At 42.5% G+C, this 15,136-nt stretch carries 16 protein-coding genes; 1 reads left to right on the top strand and 15 read right to left on the bottom strand.

Annotated elements, in window-relative coordinates; genetic code table 11:
• Nucleotides 1-50: 50 nt before the first annotated feature.
• The 14 genes from hisIE to ACTHOQ_RS08670 form a co-directional block, all read right to left on the bottom strand.
• Nucleotides 51-668, bottom strand: coding sequence for a bifunctional phosphoribosyl-AMP cyclohydrolase/phosphoribosyl-ATP diphosphatase HisIE (gene hisIE, locus ACTHOQ_RS08735; protein WP_440495537.1), 618 nt, complete (start codon nt 666-668; stop codon nt 51-53).
• Nucleotides 665-1,423: an imidazole glycerol phosphate synthase subunit HisF gene (gene hisF / locus ACTHOQ_RS08730; protein ID WP_440495535.1), complete on the bottom strand. Its 759-nt coding sequence runs from the start codon at nt 1,421-1,423 to the stop codon at nt 665-667. Before hisF ends, hisIE begins: the two co-directional genes overlap by 4 nt.
• Nucleotides 1,417-2,037 carry an imidazole glycerol phosphate synthase subunit HisH gene (hisH, locus tag ACTHOQ_RS08725; protein WP_440495534.1) on the bottom strand — a complete coding sequence of 207 codons (621 nt, stop codon included), beginning with the start codon at nt 2,035-2,037 and terminating at the stop codon, nt 1,417-1,419. Before hisH ends, hisF begins: the two co-directional genes overlap by 7 nt.
• A complete protein-coding gene (gene hisB / locus ACTHOQ_RS08720) occupies nt 2,034-2,627 on the bottom strand; it encodes an imidazoleglycerol-phosphate dehydratase HisB (protein ID WP_440495533.1) in 594 nt (197 codons plus the stop codon). The genes hisH and hisB overlap by 4 nt, the downstream gene beginning before the upstream one ends.
• Nucleotides 2,624-3,907 (bottom strand): histidinol dehydrogenase, encoded by a 1,284-nt coding sequence (gene hisD, locus ACTHOQ_RS08715; protein WP_440495532.1) that lies wholly within the window; start codon nt 3,905-3,907, stop codon nt 2,624-2,626. Before hisD ends, hisB begins: the two co-directional genes overlap by 4 nt.
• A 14-nt stretch (nt 3,908-3,921) precedes the next feature.
• Nucleotides 3,922-4,545, bottom strand: a complete 624-nt coding sequence (gene hisG, locus ACTHOQ_RS08710) for an ATP phosphoribosyltransferase (RefSeq protein WP_440495531.1) — start codon at nt 4,543-4,545, stop codon at nt 3,922-3,924.
• Entirely contained in the window at nt 4,542-5,708 is a 1,167-nt protein-coding gene (locus ACTHOQ_RS08705; protein ID WP_440495529.1) for an ATP phosphoribosyltransferase regulatory subunit, read from the bottom strand. Before ACTHOQ_RS08705 ends, hisG begins: the two co-directional genes overlap by 4 nt.
• Nucleotides 5,709-6,217: 509 nt before the next feature.
• Entirely contained in the window at nt 6,218-6,748 is a 531-nt protein-coding gene (locus ACTHOQ_RS08700) for an acyltransferase (RefSeq protein WP_440495527.1), read from the bottom strand.
• On the bottom strand, nt 6,745-7,392 hold the full coding sequence (gene ppaX / locus ACTHOQ_RS08695) for a pyrophosphatase PpaX (protein WP_440495526.1): 648 nt from the start codon (nt 7,390-7,392) through the stop codon (nt 6,745-6,747). Before ppaX ends, ACTHOQ_RS08700 begins: the two co-directional genes overlap by 4 nt.
• Nucleotides 7,393-7,449: 57 nt before the next feature.
• A complete protein-coding gene (gene lgt / locus ACTHOQ_RS08690; RefSeq protein ID WP_440495524.1) occupies nt 7,450-8,313 on the bottom strand; it encodes a prolipoprotein diacylglyceryl transferase in 864 nt (287 codons plus the stop codon).
• Nucleotides 8,314-8,360: 47 nt separating this feature from the next.
• Nucleotides 8,361-9,299 (bottom strand): HPr(Ser) kinase/phosphatase, encoded by a 939-nt coding sequence (hprK, locus tag ACTHOQ_RS08685; RefSeq protein ID WP_440495523.1) that lies wholly within the window; start codon nt 9,297-9,299, stop codon nt 8,361-8,363.
• A gap of 217 nt (nt 9,300-9,516) precedes the next feature.
• Complete coding sequence (gene cccB / locus ACTHOQ_RS08680) at nt 9,517-9,831, bottom strand: cytochrome c551 (protein WP_440495522.1); 315 nt, start codon at nt 9,829-9,831, stop codon at nt 9,517-9,519.
• Nucleotides 9,832-9,881: 50 nt separating this feature from the next.
• Nucleotides 9,882-10,736 (bottom strand): YitT family protein, encoded by an 855-nt coding sequence (locus ACTHOQ_RS08675; protein ID WP_440495521.1) that lies wholly within the window; start codon nt 10,734-10,736, stop codon nt 9,882-9,884.
• A gap of 101 nt (nt 10,737-10,837) precedes the next feature.
• Nucleotides 10,838-12,076: an EAL and HDOD domain-containing protein gene (locus ACTHOQ_RS08670; RefSeq protein ID WP_440495519.1), complete on the bottom strand. Its 1,239-nt coding sequence runs from the start codon at nt 12,074-12,076 to the stop codon at nt 10,838-10,840.
• Nucleotides 12,077-12,233: 157 nt separating this feature from the next.
• Between ACTHOQ_RS08670 and ACTHOQ_RS08665 the strand changes: the two genes are divergently transcribed.
• On the top strand, nt 12,234-13,010 hold the full coding sequence (locus ACTHOQ_RS08665; RefSeq protein WP_440495518.1) for an enoyl-CoA hydratase-related protein: 777 nt from the start codon (nt 12,234-12,236) through the stop codon (nt 13,008-13,010).
• Between the two features lie 142 nt (nt 13,011-13,152).
• On the opposite strand, the gene ACTHOQ_RS08660 is transcribed toward ACTHOQ_RS08665, so the two are convergent.
• Nucleotides 13,153-15,126: a S9 family peptidase gene (locus ACTHOQ_RS08660; RefSeq protein ID WP_440495517.1), complete on the bottom strand. Its 1,974-nt coding sequence runs from the start codon at nt 15,124-15,126 to the stop codon at nt 13,153-13,155.
• Nucleotides 15,127-15,136 lie beyond the last annotated feature (10 nt).

Below are 15,136 nucleotides of genomic sequence, written 5' to 3'. Positions count from 1 at the left end.
AAATATGTCCTAAAACCGTGTTTGGCAAAATGATGAAATTTATGTAGCGATTATCCCCTTTTTCCTTCATGGCGTTTTTGCAATACATGAAGCACTTCATATACATCAACCTTTTGTTCCTGGAGCAAGACAAGCAAGTGATAAAGCAGGTCAGCCGATTCCCATTTCACTTCTTCGGCATCACGGTTTTTTGCGCCGATCACTACTTCCGTTGCCTCTTCGCCGACTTTTTTGCAAATTTTGTCGATGCCCTTCTCGAATAAATACGTCGTGTAAGCACCTTCTGGCATATCAGTTTCACGCTGTTTAATCACTTCAGCAAGCTGCGGCAAAATCGCGGCAGAACCTGGACGCTCGTTTTCCAGCAAGCTTTCAGTAAAGCAGGTTGCTGTTCCATTATGGCAAGCTGGCCCAGCAGGAATCACTTCAATAACCAATGCATCCTGGTCGCAATCTGTTTTGATCGAAATAACCTTTTGCGTGTTGCCGCTCGTAGCCCCTTTATGCCAAAGCTCTTGGCGTGACCGGGAATAAAACCAAGTTTCGTTCGTTTCCATTGTTTTTTGCAGTGACTCCGCGTTCATATAGGCAACCGTCAATACTTCTCTCGATTGTGCATCTTGAACGACTGCTGTAATTAAGCCTTGCTCGTTAAATTTTACGTTCATCGTACACATACCCCTTTTTCTTTTAAGTAGCTCTTCACTTCCGCCACGCTCGTTTCTTTATAGTGGAAAATGCTTGCTGCAAGTGCGGCATCTGCATTAATGTCCTGCAATGCTTCACGAAAATGTTCCGCATTGCCCGCACCCCCGCTCGCAATGACAGGCACTGTTACAGCGTCGCGCACTGCTTTCGTCAAAGCCAGATCAAAGCCCGATTTTTCGCCGTCTTTGTTCATCGATGTAAGGAGTATTTCGCCGGCCCCTAGCCGCACTGCTTCTTTCGCCCAGTCAATGGCTGTCCATGCCGTTTTATGGCGTCCGCCATGTGTATATACCATCCAAGTGCCGTCTTCCTCGCTATATTTCGCATCGATTGCGCAAACGATGCATTGTGCGCCAAAGTAATCTGCGCCTTCTTTAATAAGCTCCGGACGCTCTAAAGCAGATGTATTCACAGATACTTTATCGGCGCCAGCCCGCAAAATACGCTTCATATCTTCCATCGTTCGAATGCCGCCTCCTACTGTAAATGGGATGGCCAAAGTCGCTGCTGTTTGGCGAATAACATCGACCATCGTTTCACGTCCTTCATGTGAGGCCGAAATATCCAAAAATACGAGCTCGTCCGCACCTTGTTCATCATAAAATTTCGCCAATTCAACAGGATCGCCCGCATCGCGCAGCTCCACAAATTGGACACCCTTTACAACACGCCCCTCTTTTACGTCCAAGCATGGAATAATTCGTTTCGTTAACATATGTTTTCTTTAACTCCTTCTGCCCAAGCCTTCAATAAATACACGCCAAACGGACCTGATTTTTCGGGGTGGAACTGCATGCCTGTAAAATTAGCCTTCGCAACAATACCTGGAACTTGCACATCTTCATAATCCGCAGAAGCGATAAGCTCTTTGTCATCTGTATTGTTTGCATAAAAAGAATGGACAAAATAAACATGGCGCGCTTCAGGTAAATTTCCCCCGCTTAGCCAATCCGGTTTTTGCTGTAAAGATAAGTCGTTCCACCCCATATGCGGAATACGCGAAACCCCTGTAAACCGCTGAATACGTCCTTTAAAAATGCCAAGCCCTTTTGTCGCTGCAACTTCATCGCTTTCTTCAAATAATAATTGCATCCCTAAACATATCCCAAGTAATGGCTTTCTCGTATTTTGAATGAAACGAACCAAACCCGCACCCTCTAAACGCTTCATCGCATCCGGAAAAGCGCCGACGCCTGGAAGCACAAAAGCATCCGCCGTTTCTAGCTGTGCTTTATCATTCGAGATAAAGACTTGTGAATCCAGATGCTTTAATGCTTGCTCGACACTGAATAAATTGCCCATCCCGTAATCTATTACACCAATCTTCACGTTAACAGCCCCTTCGTTGATGGCACACCTTTTACTCGCGGATCAATTTGAATGGCATCGTCCAATGCACGTGCCAGCGCTTTAAAAATAGCTTCAATAATATGGTGCGTGTTATGCCCATATGGCACGATGACATGTAAGTTAATGCGTGCTTCCAATGCGAACTTCCATAAAAACTCATGCACTAATTCTGTATCGAATGCCCCTACCTTTGCATTTAGCTCTGGTGTAATCCGGTATTCCAAATGCGGGCGGTTTGAGCAATCCACAACAACTTGGGCTAATGCGTCATCCATCGGCACAAACGCGGTGCCATAACGTTTTATTCCCTTTTTGTCGCCCAATGCTTCGCGGAAAACTTGGCCCAAAACAATACCGATATCTTCTGTCGTATGGTGATCATCAATCCAAGTATCTCCGTTTGCAATAATTTTCCCGTCAAACAATCCATGCTTCATAAACAAATCAAGCATATGGTCCATAAAGCCGACACCTGTTTTTATTTCCGCTTGACCTGAACCGTCTAAATTAAGCTCTACTGCAATTTTTGTTTCATTTGTATTTCGTTCGATTTCCGCAAAACGTCTCATGCTTCTTCTCCTTTATCCCATCCGCGTGATTCTACCGCTCTTGCATGTCCTTCCAATCCTTCAAGCCGTGCAAGACGCGCAATTTTCGGTGAATTTTGCTGCCAAGTTTTTTCACTGTAATATACAACGCTCGTACGCTTTATAAAATCATCGACATTTAAGCCGCTTGCAAACCGGGCTGTTGAATTTGTCGGCAATACATGATTCGTGCCCGCAAAATAATCCCCTACAGGCTCCGAACTATAGCGGCCAATAAAAATCGCTCCCGCATGGCTGATCATTTCCGAAACTTGCTCAGCATTTTCGGTAATGACTTCCAAATGCTCCGGCGCCAACGAATTCACAGCGCGGACCGCTTCTCCGATCGATTCTGCGATATAAATATGCCCAAATTTTTCAATCGCTTTTCGGGCAATTGCTTCCCGTGGTAATTTCGACAATTGAATTTCTACTTGTTCTGCCACTGCATCGGCTAAATCATCACTTGTTGTAATCAAGACTGCACTTGCCAACGCATCATGTTCAGCTTGTGATAAAATATCTGCCGCAATTTCATCGGCATATGCTGTTTCGTCCGCCAATATACAAATTTCAGAAGGTCCGGCAATCATATCAATTGCGACATCGCCAAATACTTCGCGCTTTGCCAATGCGACGAAAATATTGCCCGGACCTGTAATTTTATCAACCGGGGCGATTGTTTCCGTCCCATAGGCAAGTGCCGCAATCGCTTGTGCCCCGCCCGCTTTATATATTTCCGTCACGCCTAATATATGTGCCGCAACGAGGACGGCATCCGGCAATTTCCCGTCTTTGCCGGCGGGAGATGCAATGACAATGCGCTTCACGCCCGCTGTTTGTGCGGGAATCACATTCATTAATACAGAGGACGGATATGCCGCCGATCCCCCGGGAACGTATAAACCTACTGCATCGAGCGGTGTAATGCGTTGTCCTAAATAAGATCCGTCAGCTAATGGCAAACGGAACCCTACCCGTTTTTGCTCATTATGGTATAGGCGAATATTGTTTGCCGCTTCTTGTAAATCCTCATATAACTGCTTATCAAAATTGCTGACAGCCTCTGTAATTTCCTGCTCTGTTGTGCGCAATTTTTCAGGCGCGAAACCGTCCCATTTCTCACTATAGTATTTAATTGCCGCATCGCCTTTCACGCGCACTTCCTGAATGACTTCACGAACGGTTTGCAGCTGCTGTTCATTGCCTTGCTCGAGTTGGCGTTTTAAAGAAATAGCATCGTTTAAAATTGTTATTTTCATATTTTATGCCCCTCTTATTTCACACATTTTTTTAACCGTGCCACTAAATCTTGAATACGGTCGCTTTTCATACGGTAGCTTACAGGATTGGCGATTAAGCGTGACGATACTTCGGCAATATGCTCATACTCGATCAAGCCATTTTCCTTTAATGTCCGACCCGTCGAAACAATATCGACGATGCGGTCTGCTAAACCAATCATCGGTGCGAGTTCAATCGAACCATTCAATTCGATAATTTCCACTTGCTCGCCAATCCCTTTATAATATTTCAGTGCAATATTCGGATATTTTGTCGCGATTCGCGGCGCGATTTCATTCATCGTCGTATTTGGCAAACCTGCCGATGCGATATAGCATTCACTGATTTTCAAATCGAGCAGCTCATGTACAGTGCGGCGCTGTTCGAGCAATACATCTTTTCCTGCTATGCCGATATCCGCTACTCCATGTTCGACATATACAGGTACATCCATCGGCTTGGCTAAAATGAAGCTGATTTTCTCTTCGGGAATATCTATCATTAATTTACGCGACATTTCCATTTCTTCAGGGAGGTTGAAGCCTGCCTCAAGCAGCATTTCATATGCCTCATCAAAAATACGCCCTTTTGGCATTGCGATTGTTAGCTGTGTCATGCTCTTGCCCCCCTGCTGTTGAATTCTTGGACTACTTTGAATTGCGCCTTTAATGCCTCGATATTCCCGATTCCTTCATATGATTGGAATGTCACTTGTTTTCCTTGCTCGCGTAAAAATTGCACTTGTGCCAGAGCATCCGAGAACCGGTCTGCCGCAAAAAGCACGAGCACTTCATCATTTGCAATTTCAATTTTCGGCATTGCTTCAAATACGCGATCTACCCGTAAACCAAAGCCGGTCGCCCCAACCTGTGACCCGAAATGCTGCAGCAATCCATCATAGCGTCCGCCATTTCCTAGCGGGAAGCCGCTCCCTGACGCGAATACTTCAAAAAGCATTCCTGTGTAATAGCTCATATGGCTTGATAATGTAAAGTCAAACGCTATGTACTTCCCATACCCTGCCACATCCAAAATTTCCGCTAAGCTCCGCATATATTCCAATGCATCATTTTTGCGTACATATTTTTCAATTGCTTCAATGGAAGGAAGGCTAATTGCTTCCTCGATATACGATAACAGTGCATCCGATTTTGTCTTCGGCAAGTCAAATGTCAATACCGCTTCTTCAAATCCGACAAAATTTCGCTGAACAAGCAATTCATTTATATGTGAGGCTTGAGCTTCACTCTCTGTATAGTCCTTTAAAATACAGCTCAAAACACCTGCATGTCCGATCGTCACTTTAAAATCGGAAATATGGTACGCTTTCACTAAATCGATGGCGGTCATAATAACTTCCGCATCTGCAAATACGGAATTATCGCCGATCAGTTCGATACCCATTTGATCAAATTCCGCCGGGCGCCCGCCTTCGCGTTGCTGTGCGCGAAACACGTTGGCAAAATACGCCAACCGCTGCGGGATTTTCTCTTTTAATAATTTTGCCGTAGCAACACGTGCAATCGGTGTCGTCATGTCCGGTCTTAGCACAAGTGTATTTCCCTGGCTATCGACAAGTTTAAAAAGTCTCGCATCTGAAATCGCGGACGCTTTGCCGACAGTATCGTAATATTCAACAGATGGTGTTTTAATAAACTCATAGCCGCGCGCACGGAGCAATTCTCGTCCTGTTGAGCGGATCAATTCGAGTTTCTCGTAAATTTCGGGAAATGTATCACGCATCCCAAGCGGTTTTTCAAACATTTTTATCGATGACATTTTGACACATCCTAAACTTTTTGAATAGATTATTATTTCCGTTTCCGTAATTTAACTTCATCATATTAGAGTGATGAATCACTAGTGTATGAAAGTATTTTACTGTTACTTTGCTTAACAGTCAATCGGTTCTTGAAATATTCGTATATAATTAAATATTCTGATTTTTAATTATACCTTATTTAGGCTTGTTTAGTTCAGGTTGGTTTGTAAAGAGGGGGAATTACGTTAATACGTATAAACTAAAGCAGTAATCTAGCTTTTAGTGATAAAGGGATTTTTAGAAGCCGCTAAGGTTAGCTTATTGGTCCATTTGCTTGAATAAGCAGAACAGTGCCGAAGAGATAAATTATATAAGCCGCTTTACATATAAATATAACTGTAGCCTATACAACACAAACGCCGTAATCTTATCCAATACTTCGCCTGCAATTCTTTGCTCTTCTTAAAATCGTTTTTAATCCAATAAAGGCGCCCTGCAATCGCAAGGCGCCTTAACAAACGGAAATTCAATTATGCCACACTGGCTGATCATTCTTTTTTCGCTCTTCCATTTCTTCGGCAGTAAAAATAATGCGCATTGGGTTGCCACCCGCCATCGCTCCTGCGGGGACATCTTTATGGACTAATGTGGCAGCTGATACAATTGCGCCGTCGCCGATTTTCACTCCCGGCAAAATCGTGGAGTTTGCGCCGACCATGACATTACTGCCTATTTGGACATCGCCTAACCGATATTCCTCAATTAAGTATTCATGCGCCAATATCGTTGTGTTAAAACCGATGATCGTATTGTCGCCAACCGAAATGCGCTCCGGGAACATTGAATCCGGCATGACCATTAATGCAAGGGACGTTTGTTTACCTATTTCCATTTTTAAAAAAGTGCGGTACAGCCAATTTTTCCAAGACATAAATGGTGTAATGCGACCAATTTGAATGAAGATAAAACATTTCATCACTTTCCAAAACGAAACAGTTTTATATACATTCCATAATGAATTGGCATTTTGCACCCGATAGCGTTCAGTCCTTCTCATGAAGATTCCCCTTTCACAATTTTCAGTAAATCACGCATATGATGCAGCATATATGTCGGTTCGTATGACATTAAATAGTCGACACCTTTCGCAGACCAAGCAACCCCCGCTGTTCGAACACCTGCATTTTTTCCGCCTTCTATATCATGCGAATTATCCCCTATCATAATCGCTTCCTCTTTATCGACCCCAAGCTTTTGCAGCGCCAATAAAATCGGCTCCGGATGCGGCTTCACATGCTCGACATCATCCAACCCGACAATGGCATCAAATAAATGCTCTGCTTGCAGCACTTTCATGCCGCGTGCCAATCCTTCACTGCTCTTCGTGGAAACAATCGCCATCTTCATCCCTAATGCACGGAGCTCCTCCAACGTTTCCACGACCGCATCATAGCCTGTCACTAGTTCATCATGGTGAGTTGCATTCCATTCTCTATATTTAGCCATCATTATTTCGGTTTCGCCAGGGGTTAATTCGTCAAAAGTTTGCTTTAAAGACGGGCCGAGGAATTTTAAACAGTCTTCTGTCGAATATTGCCCGGGAAATTTTTCGTCAAAAATATACATAAATGTTTGCACAATCAGTTCATTCGTATTTAATAACGTGCCATCAAAATCAAATAATAATGCTGTAGTTTTCATGAAAAATAACCTCTTCCTTTTAAAAAACCGCTCGCAAACATGCAAACGGTGTTAGTATTAGTTCTTTTTCTTACTTTTCTTCTTATTATCAGCAGCCGGCTTTTCTCCATCTAAATAATGGACAGCAGGCTTCACACTAATTCGACGATAAACGATAGCAATAATACCCGCCGCAATTCCGATAATGGAGACGATTTGGGCTGATCGTAAATCTCCTACTAAGTACAAGCTGTCTGTACGCATTCCTTCGATGAAAAAGCGTCCGAATGAATACCAAATTAAATAGAAGAAAAACATTTCCCCGCGGCGCCAATTCCATTTACGTGCAAACAGCAAAATGGCCAAGCCAACAACATTCCATAATGATTCATATAAAAAAGTCGGGTGTACATATGTAGCTTCTTCTTTAATATACATTTGCTCGATAATCCAGTTCGGCAAATACAAACCTTCCAAAAACTCGCGTGTTACAGGGCCGCCATAAGCTTCCTGATTCATGAAGTTGCCCCAGCGACCTATAATCTGGCCAACTAAAATACTTGGCGCAGCAATATCAGCTAAACGCAGAAAGCTTACTTTGCGCTTTCTAGTGAAAATATAAGCGGTAATAAATGCTCCGATTAAAGCACCATGAATCGCTATACCGCCATTCCAAATTTCGATGATGCGACCTGGGTTTTGGCTGTAATAATCCCATTTCATTGCAACATAATAGATACGGGCTGATAAGATCGAAATCGGTATTGCCCATATAAGCAAGTCTGCCATAAATTCCGGATCAAATCCGCGGCGCACCGACTCCCGCTGTGCCAAAAAATAAGCAAGGACGATGCCTACTCCGATAATTATTCCGTACCAGTTCACTGGGATTGGCCCTAGATGAAACGCGACAGGATTAATCGCTAATAAATTTGTTGTCATAAAGTTCTCCCTTCAACTACCTAAACCATTTATATTTCTTCATTGCATTAATAATCATCCATTTCATCATTTACGACAAGCATATCGTCCAGACGACGCGAAAATTCCTCTGCTGCATTCACGCCCATTTTTTTCAGACGGTAATTCATAGCCGCCACTTCAATAATGACCGAGACATTTCGCCCTGGCTGAACAGGGATCGTAAGCTTTGTTACTTCGGTATCAATAATTTTCATCTTTTCCTCATCTAATCCGAGGCGATCATAAAACTTTTCCGGGTCCCATGTTTCAAGCTCGACGATTAATGTAATGCGTTTGTAAGGACGCACTGCACTCGCGCCAAAAAGCGTCATTATATCAATGATACCGATCCCTCTGATTTCAAGTAAATGCTCCAATAAAGGCGGAGGGCTGCCAACAAGTATATTTTCGCCTTCCTGACGAATTTCCACGCTGTCATCCGCCACTAAACGATGCCCCTTTTTTACAAGCTCAAGAGCAGTCTCGCTTTTACCTACACCGCTTTTGCCCATTATTAACACGCCAATTCCGTAAACATCCACAAGGACGCCATGCATTGCCGTTGTCGGTGCAAGCTTGCTTTCCAAAAAGTTGGTCAAACGGCTTGAAAATCGTGTCGTCGTTTGTTTTGTGATGAGCACAGGCACATGATTTTCGTTTGATGCATCAATAAGCTCTTGCGGAACCGCTAAATCGCGCGAAATAATGATGACAGGTGTTTCGTCGGAGCATAATTGCTTCATGCGACTTCTTTTCTCCTCTTTAGGTAGCATTTCAAAAAAGGACAGCTCCGTTTTCCCTAAAAGCTGGACACGATTTGCAGGGTAGTGTGTAAAATAGCCCGCCATTTCCAACCCAGGGCGTGAAATATCGCTCGTCGTTATATAACGTCCAATTCCTTCCTCTCCACTAGCCAGCTCCAAATTAAACTTTTCCATAACATCTTTCGTAATTACTTGAATCATAAATTTGGTACGCTCCCATCTTCTTGCATCTATCCTGTATTTTATCATGACTATTCCAATTCCTATATAAAACGAGCTTAATTTTTTGAATATCATTTATGCCTTAATATAATTGCGCTGAAATTCGGCTTTAGTAATTCTTTCAGTAATATTTGCACCCCCTTTAAAAAAATTAAAAACGATGAGGCAATTATCGCCCCATCGTTTATTTGTTTCATTATTTTAATCCTGCCAAATATTCGGCTGCCGCTTCCGCTTCTTGACCTTTTAGTAAACCAGGAGGCATACGGTCTTTACCATTTAAAATAATATCCAATATTTCGTCCTCTGAATATTTCGCCCCTAATTCATTTAATGCCGGAGCACTTGCCCCTTGAAGCTGACCGCCATGGCATGTTACACAAGAGCGCTGTACAAGCTTCTCGCCGCTTAATTCTTCTTTCTCTCCATTCGATGATTTAGAATCTCCTCCGCCACATGCCGCCAAAACGATAGCAGAGCCGAACACTAATGTCAGTAAGCCTTTTTTCATTCTGAACCCTCCAAAAATGAACTTATATTGCACTATCGATTATAACAAACTTATACCTTTTTGAAACCTTCGCCAAGCACCTCATATGCATCCGAAACAATGACAAATGCTTGAGGGTCCACTGTTTTAAGCACTTGTTTCAGCTTTGTGAACTCTGTTTGATAGACGACAACCATTAATACAGGGCGTTCCTCGCCCGTATAGCCGCCAAATGCGGAAAGCTTCGTAACACCGCGATTAATCTCTTTATAAATGGCATCGCGCACTTCCATTTCCTTTTTCGTGATAATGTAGACCATTTTCGATTGACTAAAACCAAGCTGCACAATATCGATCGTCTTTGTCGTAACATAAAGACCTATTAACGCGTAGAGACCTTTTTCCAAATCGAAAACAAGTGCTGCACTTACCGCGATTACCCCATCAATCAACAGCACGCTTGTCCCTAAAGTTAAACCTGTAAATTTCGTAATGATTTGGGCAAGCAAGTCCGTGCCGCCCGTGGAAGCATTGCCTTTAAATACGAGCCCGATTCCTAAGCCGACAACGATGCCCCCAAAAATTGCTCCTAGTAATGGATTCAAAGTCCACGGGTCCCAGCGCTCCGTTATAATTACGAAAAATGGTAAAGCTACAGTCCCGACGAATGATTTAATGCCGAATTTCTTTCCTAATACGAGGACACCTGCAATAAATAGCGGAATATTGAATGCATACTGCACAATCCCTGCATTCCATCCGAACATGCCGTGCAAAATTGTACTAATTCCGCTTACACCGCCGGATGCTACCTGATTCGGAAATAAAAACACATTGAAGCCAAACGCGATAACTGCCGCGCCGATAATGACAAATACATATTCTTTAATGCTATTTTTCACTGAATTTTGCGTACTATACGTCATATAAATCCTCGCTTCTTTTACAAATTCCATTGAATTATAGCAAATCCTCTTCGAAATGAGAACTTCATTAAACTAAAGGAGAAATACGTTCATCCCACCATTCATTTCATAATAAACGCTTCTTCGACCCAAATTCTCACTTCCTTATACATCAGCAAAATTTCGTCATTCGGAATGTTTAATTCGGCGGCTAGTGGCGTGATATTGCCCCAGTCGAGTTTGTTTAAAGCGATGCTGAATTGCAAATAAGGTGTCAGCTCTGTATTTTCCCCTGTAATTGTTTCCAAAATATTTTCCGATAACGGCAATTGTGACACGATTGTGTTCATCGGCCGCTTCAATAGTGAATCGATCAATGAAAACAGCCCGACTAAAAAATACTCCGAAAAATTGCCTTTATAATTGCGGCGCGCGCATTTTTCGCATACTTTCGCCCTAAATAAGGAAGCATACATCAACTCTTTAAAAATATCGTCGTTTTTTCTCCCGTCCGATTCACGCATCGCCAGCAAGTAAACCCATTTCCGCAGCTCCATTAACCCTATCAATAATATCGCTTGTTTAATGGAGCGGACTTTCGTATTTGTACGCTTTGTCGAATCATTGATCAATTTTAAAAGACGATAGGATAAAGATATCTCCCGTTCAATATTTTCTGCCAGTAAATCAATATTCGTCTCATCATCCTGCAGCAGCGAAATGATCTGGAAATATTGAAACAAATTTGCCGGAATATCGGTTGCTGTTAATATTTGCGGTTCTTCAAAAAAATATCCTTGAAATAAAGAATAACCAGCCTGCTTTGCGATTTCATATTGTTCGCGCGACTCCACTTTCTCGGCCAAAAGCTTTATATGAGGGAATCTGGCTTTAATTTTATTTTCGATTTCCAGCCGATCTGCTGCAGTCGTAAGCAAAAAATCAATTTTTATATAATCAATTTGAGAGAAAAGCTCATCATAAATCAGCACTTTTTCATCCATGACAAAATCATCGAGTGCAAGTTTGAAGCCTTTGTTTTTCAATATTTTCAGCTGTTCAATCAGCCCTTGTGTAATCGGTATATTTTCCAGCAATTCAATGACGACTTGCCCGGGATCCAGAAAATCCAACGCCCCTTGCATAATTAAATTTTCCGTGAAATTAATAAATGAAGGCTTTCCGTATGTCACTTCCTGAATGCCGATGGAAAGAAAGGAATTTATTAATAAATCAATCGTAGCTGTATCCGAATCAACTTGTGGAAAGTTATTTACGTTATTATTTCGGTACAGCAACTCGTATGCAACAATTTCTTCCTGGATATTAAATATAGGTTGTCTGCCAATAAATACTTCCACATTGAATTTCCCCAATACTAGTATATTTTCACTTTTAAATACGCGACTAGATTTCTCTATTAAATTAGCAATGATCTATATGTGTAAAAAGTTGTCATTATATTTCCTTACATTGTACTATGAAACTAGATTAACAAAATTTGAGGAGGCAGTAAATGTGAATACTGTAAAATATGAGCAAAAAGATTTTATTGCATACGTTACACTAAACCGTCCCGATATGCTAAATGCCTTTAATTTTGAAATGCTTGAGCAATTGCGCAATGTAATGGAATCAATTCAAATCCATCCTGACATTCGTCTTGTCGTCATTACAGGGGCTGGCGAAAAAGCTTTTTCTGTTGGCGCCGACTTGAAAGAACGCAAAACATTGCCTGACACACTTGTAAAGCGGAATTTAAATCGTTTTGGCGAAGTGTTTACACTCATTGAGCAATTGCCGCAACCGACAATTTGTGTATTGAACGGCTATGCTTTTGGCGGGGGACTTGAGCTTGCGCTTGCTTGCGACTTCCGCATTGCCGCCGACAATATTACTGTCGGGTTAACCGAAACAAGTCTAGGCATCATTCCGGGCGCAGGAGGGACACAGCGATTGCCCCGTTTAATCGGCGAAGCAAAAGCATTGGAGCTCATTTTGACGGCGAAGCGAATGACTGCCGCAGAAGCGCTTCAATACGGCGTTGTCACAAAAATAGCGCCTGTTGAAAATTTGCATGAAGTGACAGCAGACTTTGCGGCATTAATTTTAAAAAATGCGCCGATTGCCATCCAGCAAGCGAAATTCGCTGTGAAGCAAGGGATGAAAACAGACATTCAAACAGGCCTCCAAATCGAACGAAAAGCATATGAACTTACGATACCTACAGAAGATCGCGTAGAAGCGCTCAATGCCTTTGCAGAAAAGAGACCCCCGCAGTTTAAAGGGAAGTAAATTGATGGAAGTGTAACGACTCTTTTAATAATCGGCCATAAGATAAAAAAAGGCTGCGCAAAAAGCGAAATCTTTTTGCACAGCCCTCTTTAATAATAGGAATACGCCAATTAAGCATATTTCTACTATTGTCATATTAAACTTATAAATATTTTTCAAACCAGCCGGTAATCTGCTCAAGTCGTTCCAATCTTAGGCTTGGAATACCTGTACGCGATAAATTATGGTCACACTCCGGGAAGCGTACGAAATCAACCTCTTTCCCCATTCGTTTTAATGTAATATAAAGTTGCTCCGCCTGCTCAATCGGGCAACGGAAATCGCGTTCACTGTGCAAAATAAGGAGCGGTGTTTCCACATTTTCCGCATATTTCAGCGGCGAATGATGCCACAGTTTTTCCACGTCCTTCATATCCGCAAGCATTTGCCATTCCGAGAAATAATAGCCGATATCCGATACACCGTAAAAGCTGATCCAGTTGGAGATCGAGCGTTGTGTCACTGCTGCTTTAAAACGATTCGTATGGCCGACAACCCAGTTCGTCATAAACCCGCCGTAGCTTCCTCCCGTAATACCTAGTCGCGTTTCATCAATCCATTTATAGTTTTGCAATACGTAGTCAACACCAGCCATAATATCCTCGTAGTCTCCGTCACCATAATTGCCGCGCACCCCATCGACGAATTCCTGGCTGTAGCCATGACTGCCCCGCGGATTCACATAGAGTACGCCATAGCCTTTCGCCGCAAGTAATTGCATCTCATGGAAAAATGTATTCGCATATAAAGTATGCGGTCCGCCATGCACTTCAACAATAAATGGATATTTTTCGCCTTCCACATAGTGAGCAGGCTTCATAATCCACCCATGCACAGTAATACCATCCTTTGCTGTATATGAGATCGCTTCAGGTGCTGACAGTGTCGTTTCCTTTAAAAACTTCTCGTTGAATGTTGTTAATTGCTTGCGCTCGCCTGACGTAATATCAAAATCGAATAGCTCCCCGGGGAATGTTGCATTCGATACGGTCATTAATGCACGATTGCCATTTTTGAAAATCGCATAGCCATATACATGCTCATTTTCAGGTGAAGCCGGGTAAAGCGCCCCTTCCAATGTTGCATAATATAATCGAATATCACCTTCAGTAGACACTTGGAAATACAAATCATTGTTTTCCGTCCACATTACCGCTGGTGCCGAGACGCCTTGCTGAATATCCGCAACCGCATAATCCCCTACAGGTACGTCCAGCATCTCCGTTAATTTTTGCGTTGTTTTTGTGTTTGCATCATAAATATAAACATGGCCATGCGTTGCGTTTTTATATGTATGGTCCGACCCGCCAAATGCGATATAACGATCATCAAATGAAAATGCCGCATCACCGTAGTGGCCGTCTGTATCGATTAGCACCGTTTCTTCCTTCGTCTCAGTATTTACTAAATAAAGTGGTGTGCGGAATACATCATCCGTATTTTCGGCACGATTGACAGCGACAACCAATGTTTTTCCATCATGGGAAATCCCTTGCAGGCTGTGAGAATAATCACCTTCCGTAAAGACTTTCACTTCTTTTGACGCCAAATCGACTTCAGCAATTTGGGAATAGCGGTTCTGAGGCAATAGCCCAACACCGTCTGCTTTATATTTCATTTTGTCGACTACATAGGCTTTCGGAAACTTTGTGTCTTCTTTTTCCTCTTCTTCAGTAATGTCTAACCCCTTTTTCACTGTACTCGTAATCCAAACTTTCCCGCCGCAAGGGCTCCATAAGAAAGAATTGACGCCATTCGGAAGTGTCGTCAGTTCCTGAGCTTCCCCACCGCGGCTATTCAAAATGTATAGCTGCTGTTTTTCATTGCGCTTCACTAAAAATGCAACTTGCTTTCCATTAGGTGACCACTTTGGATTCGAAACACGTTCATTGCCGAATGTCCATTGCGTCAGCTCGCCTGTTGGAAGGTCGATATGGAATAGATGCGCATTGTAATTATTTTCCTTTTTATTAATTTGCGTGCGGATAAATACCGCTTCTTGCTCGTTTGGCGCAAGCACAGGGTTTGTGATTGATTGAATATTAAATAAGCTTTCTTTCGTTACATAGTTTGTCATATTAGCACCT

It is taken from the genome of Solibacillus silvestris (assembly GCF_051967575.1).
In the GTDB taxonomy this organism is placed as follows: domain Bacteria; phylum Bacillota; class Bacilli; order Bacillales_A; family Planococcaceae; genus Solibacillus; species Solibacillus silvestris_B.
Note: the sequence above shows the minus strand (reverse complement) of the source record. Positions and strands in the feature narration are given on the sequence as shown.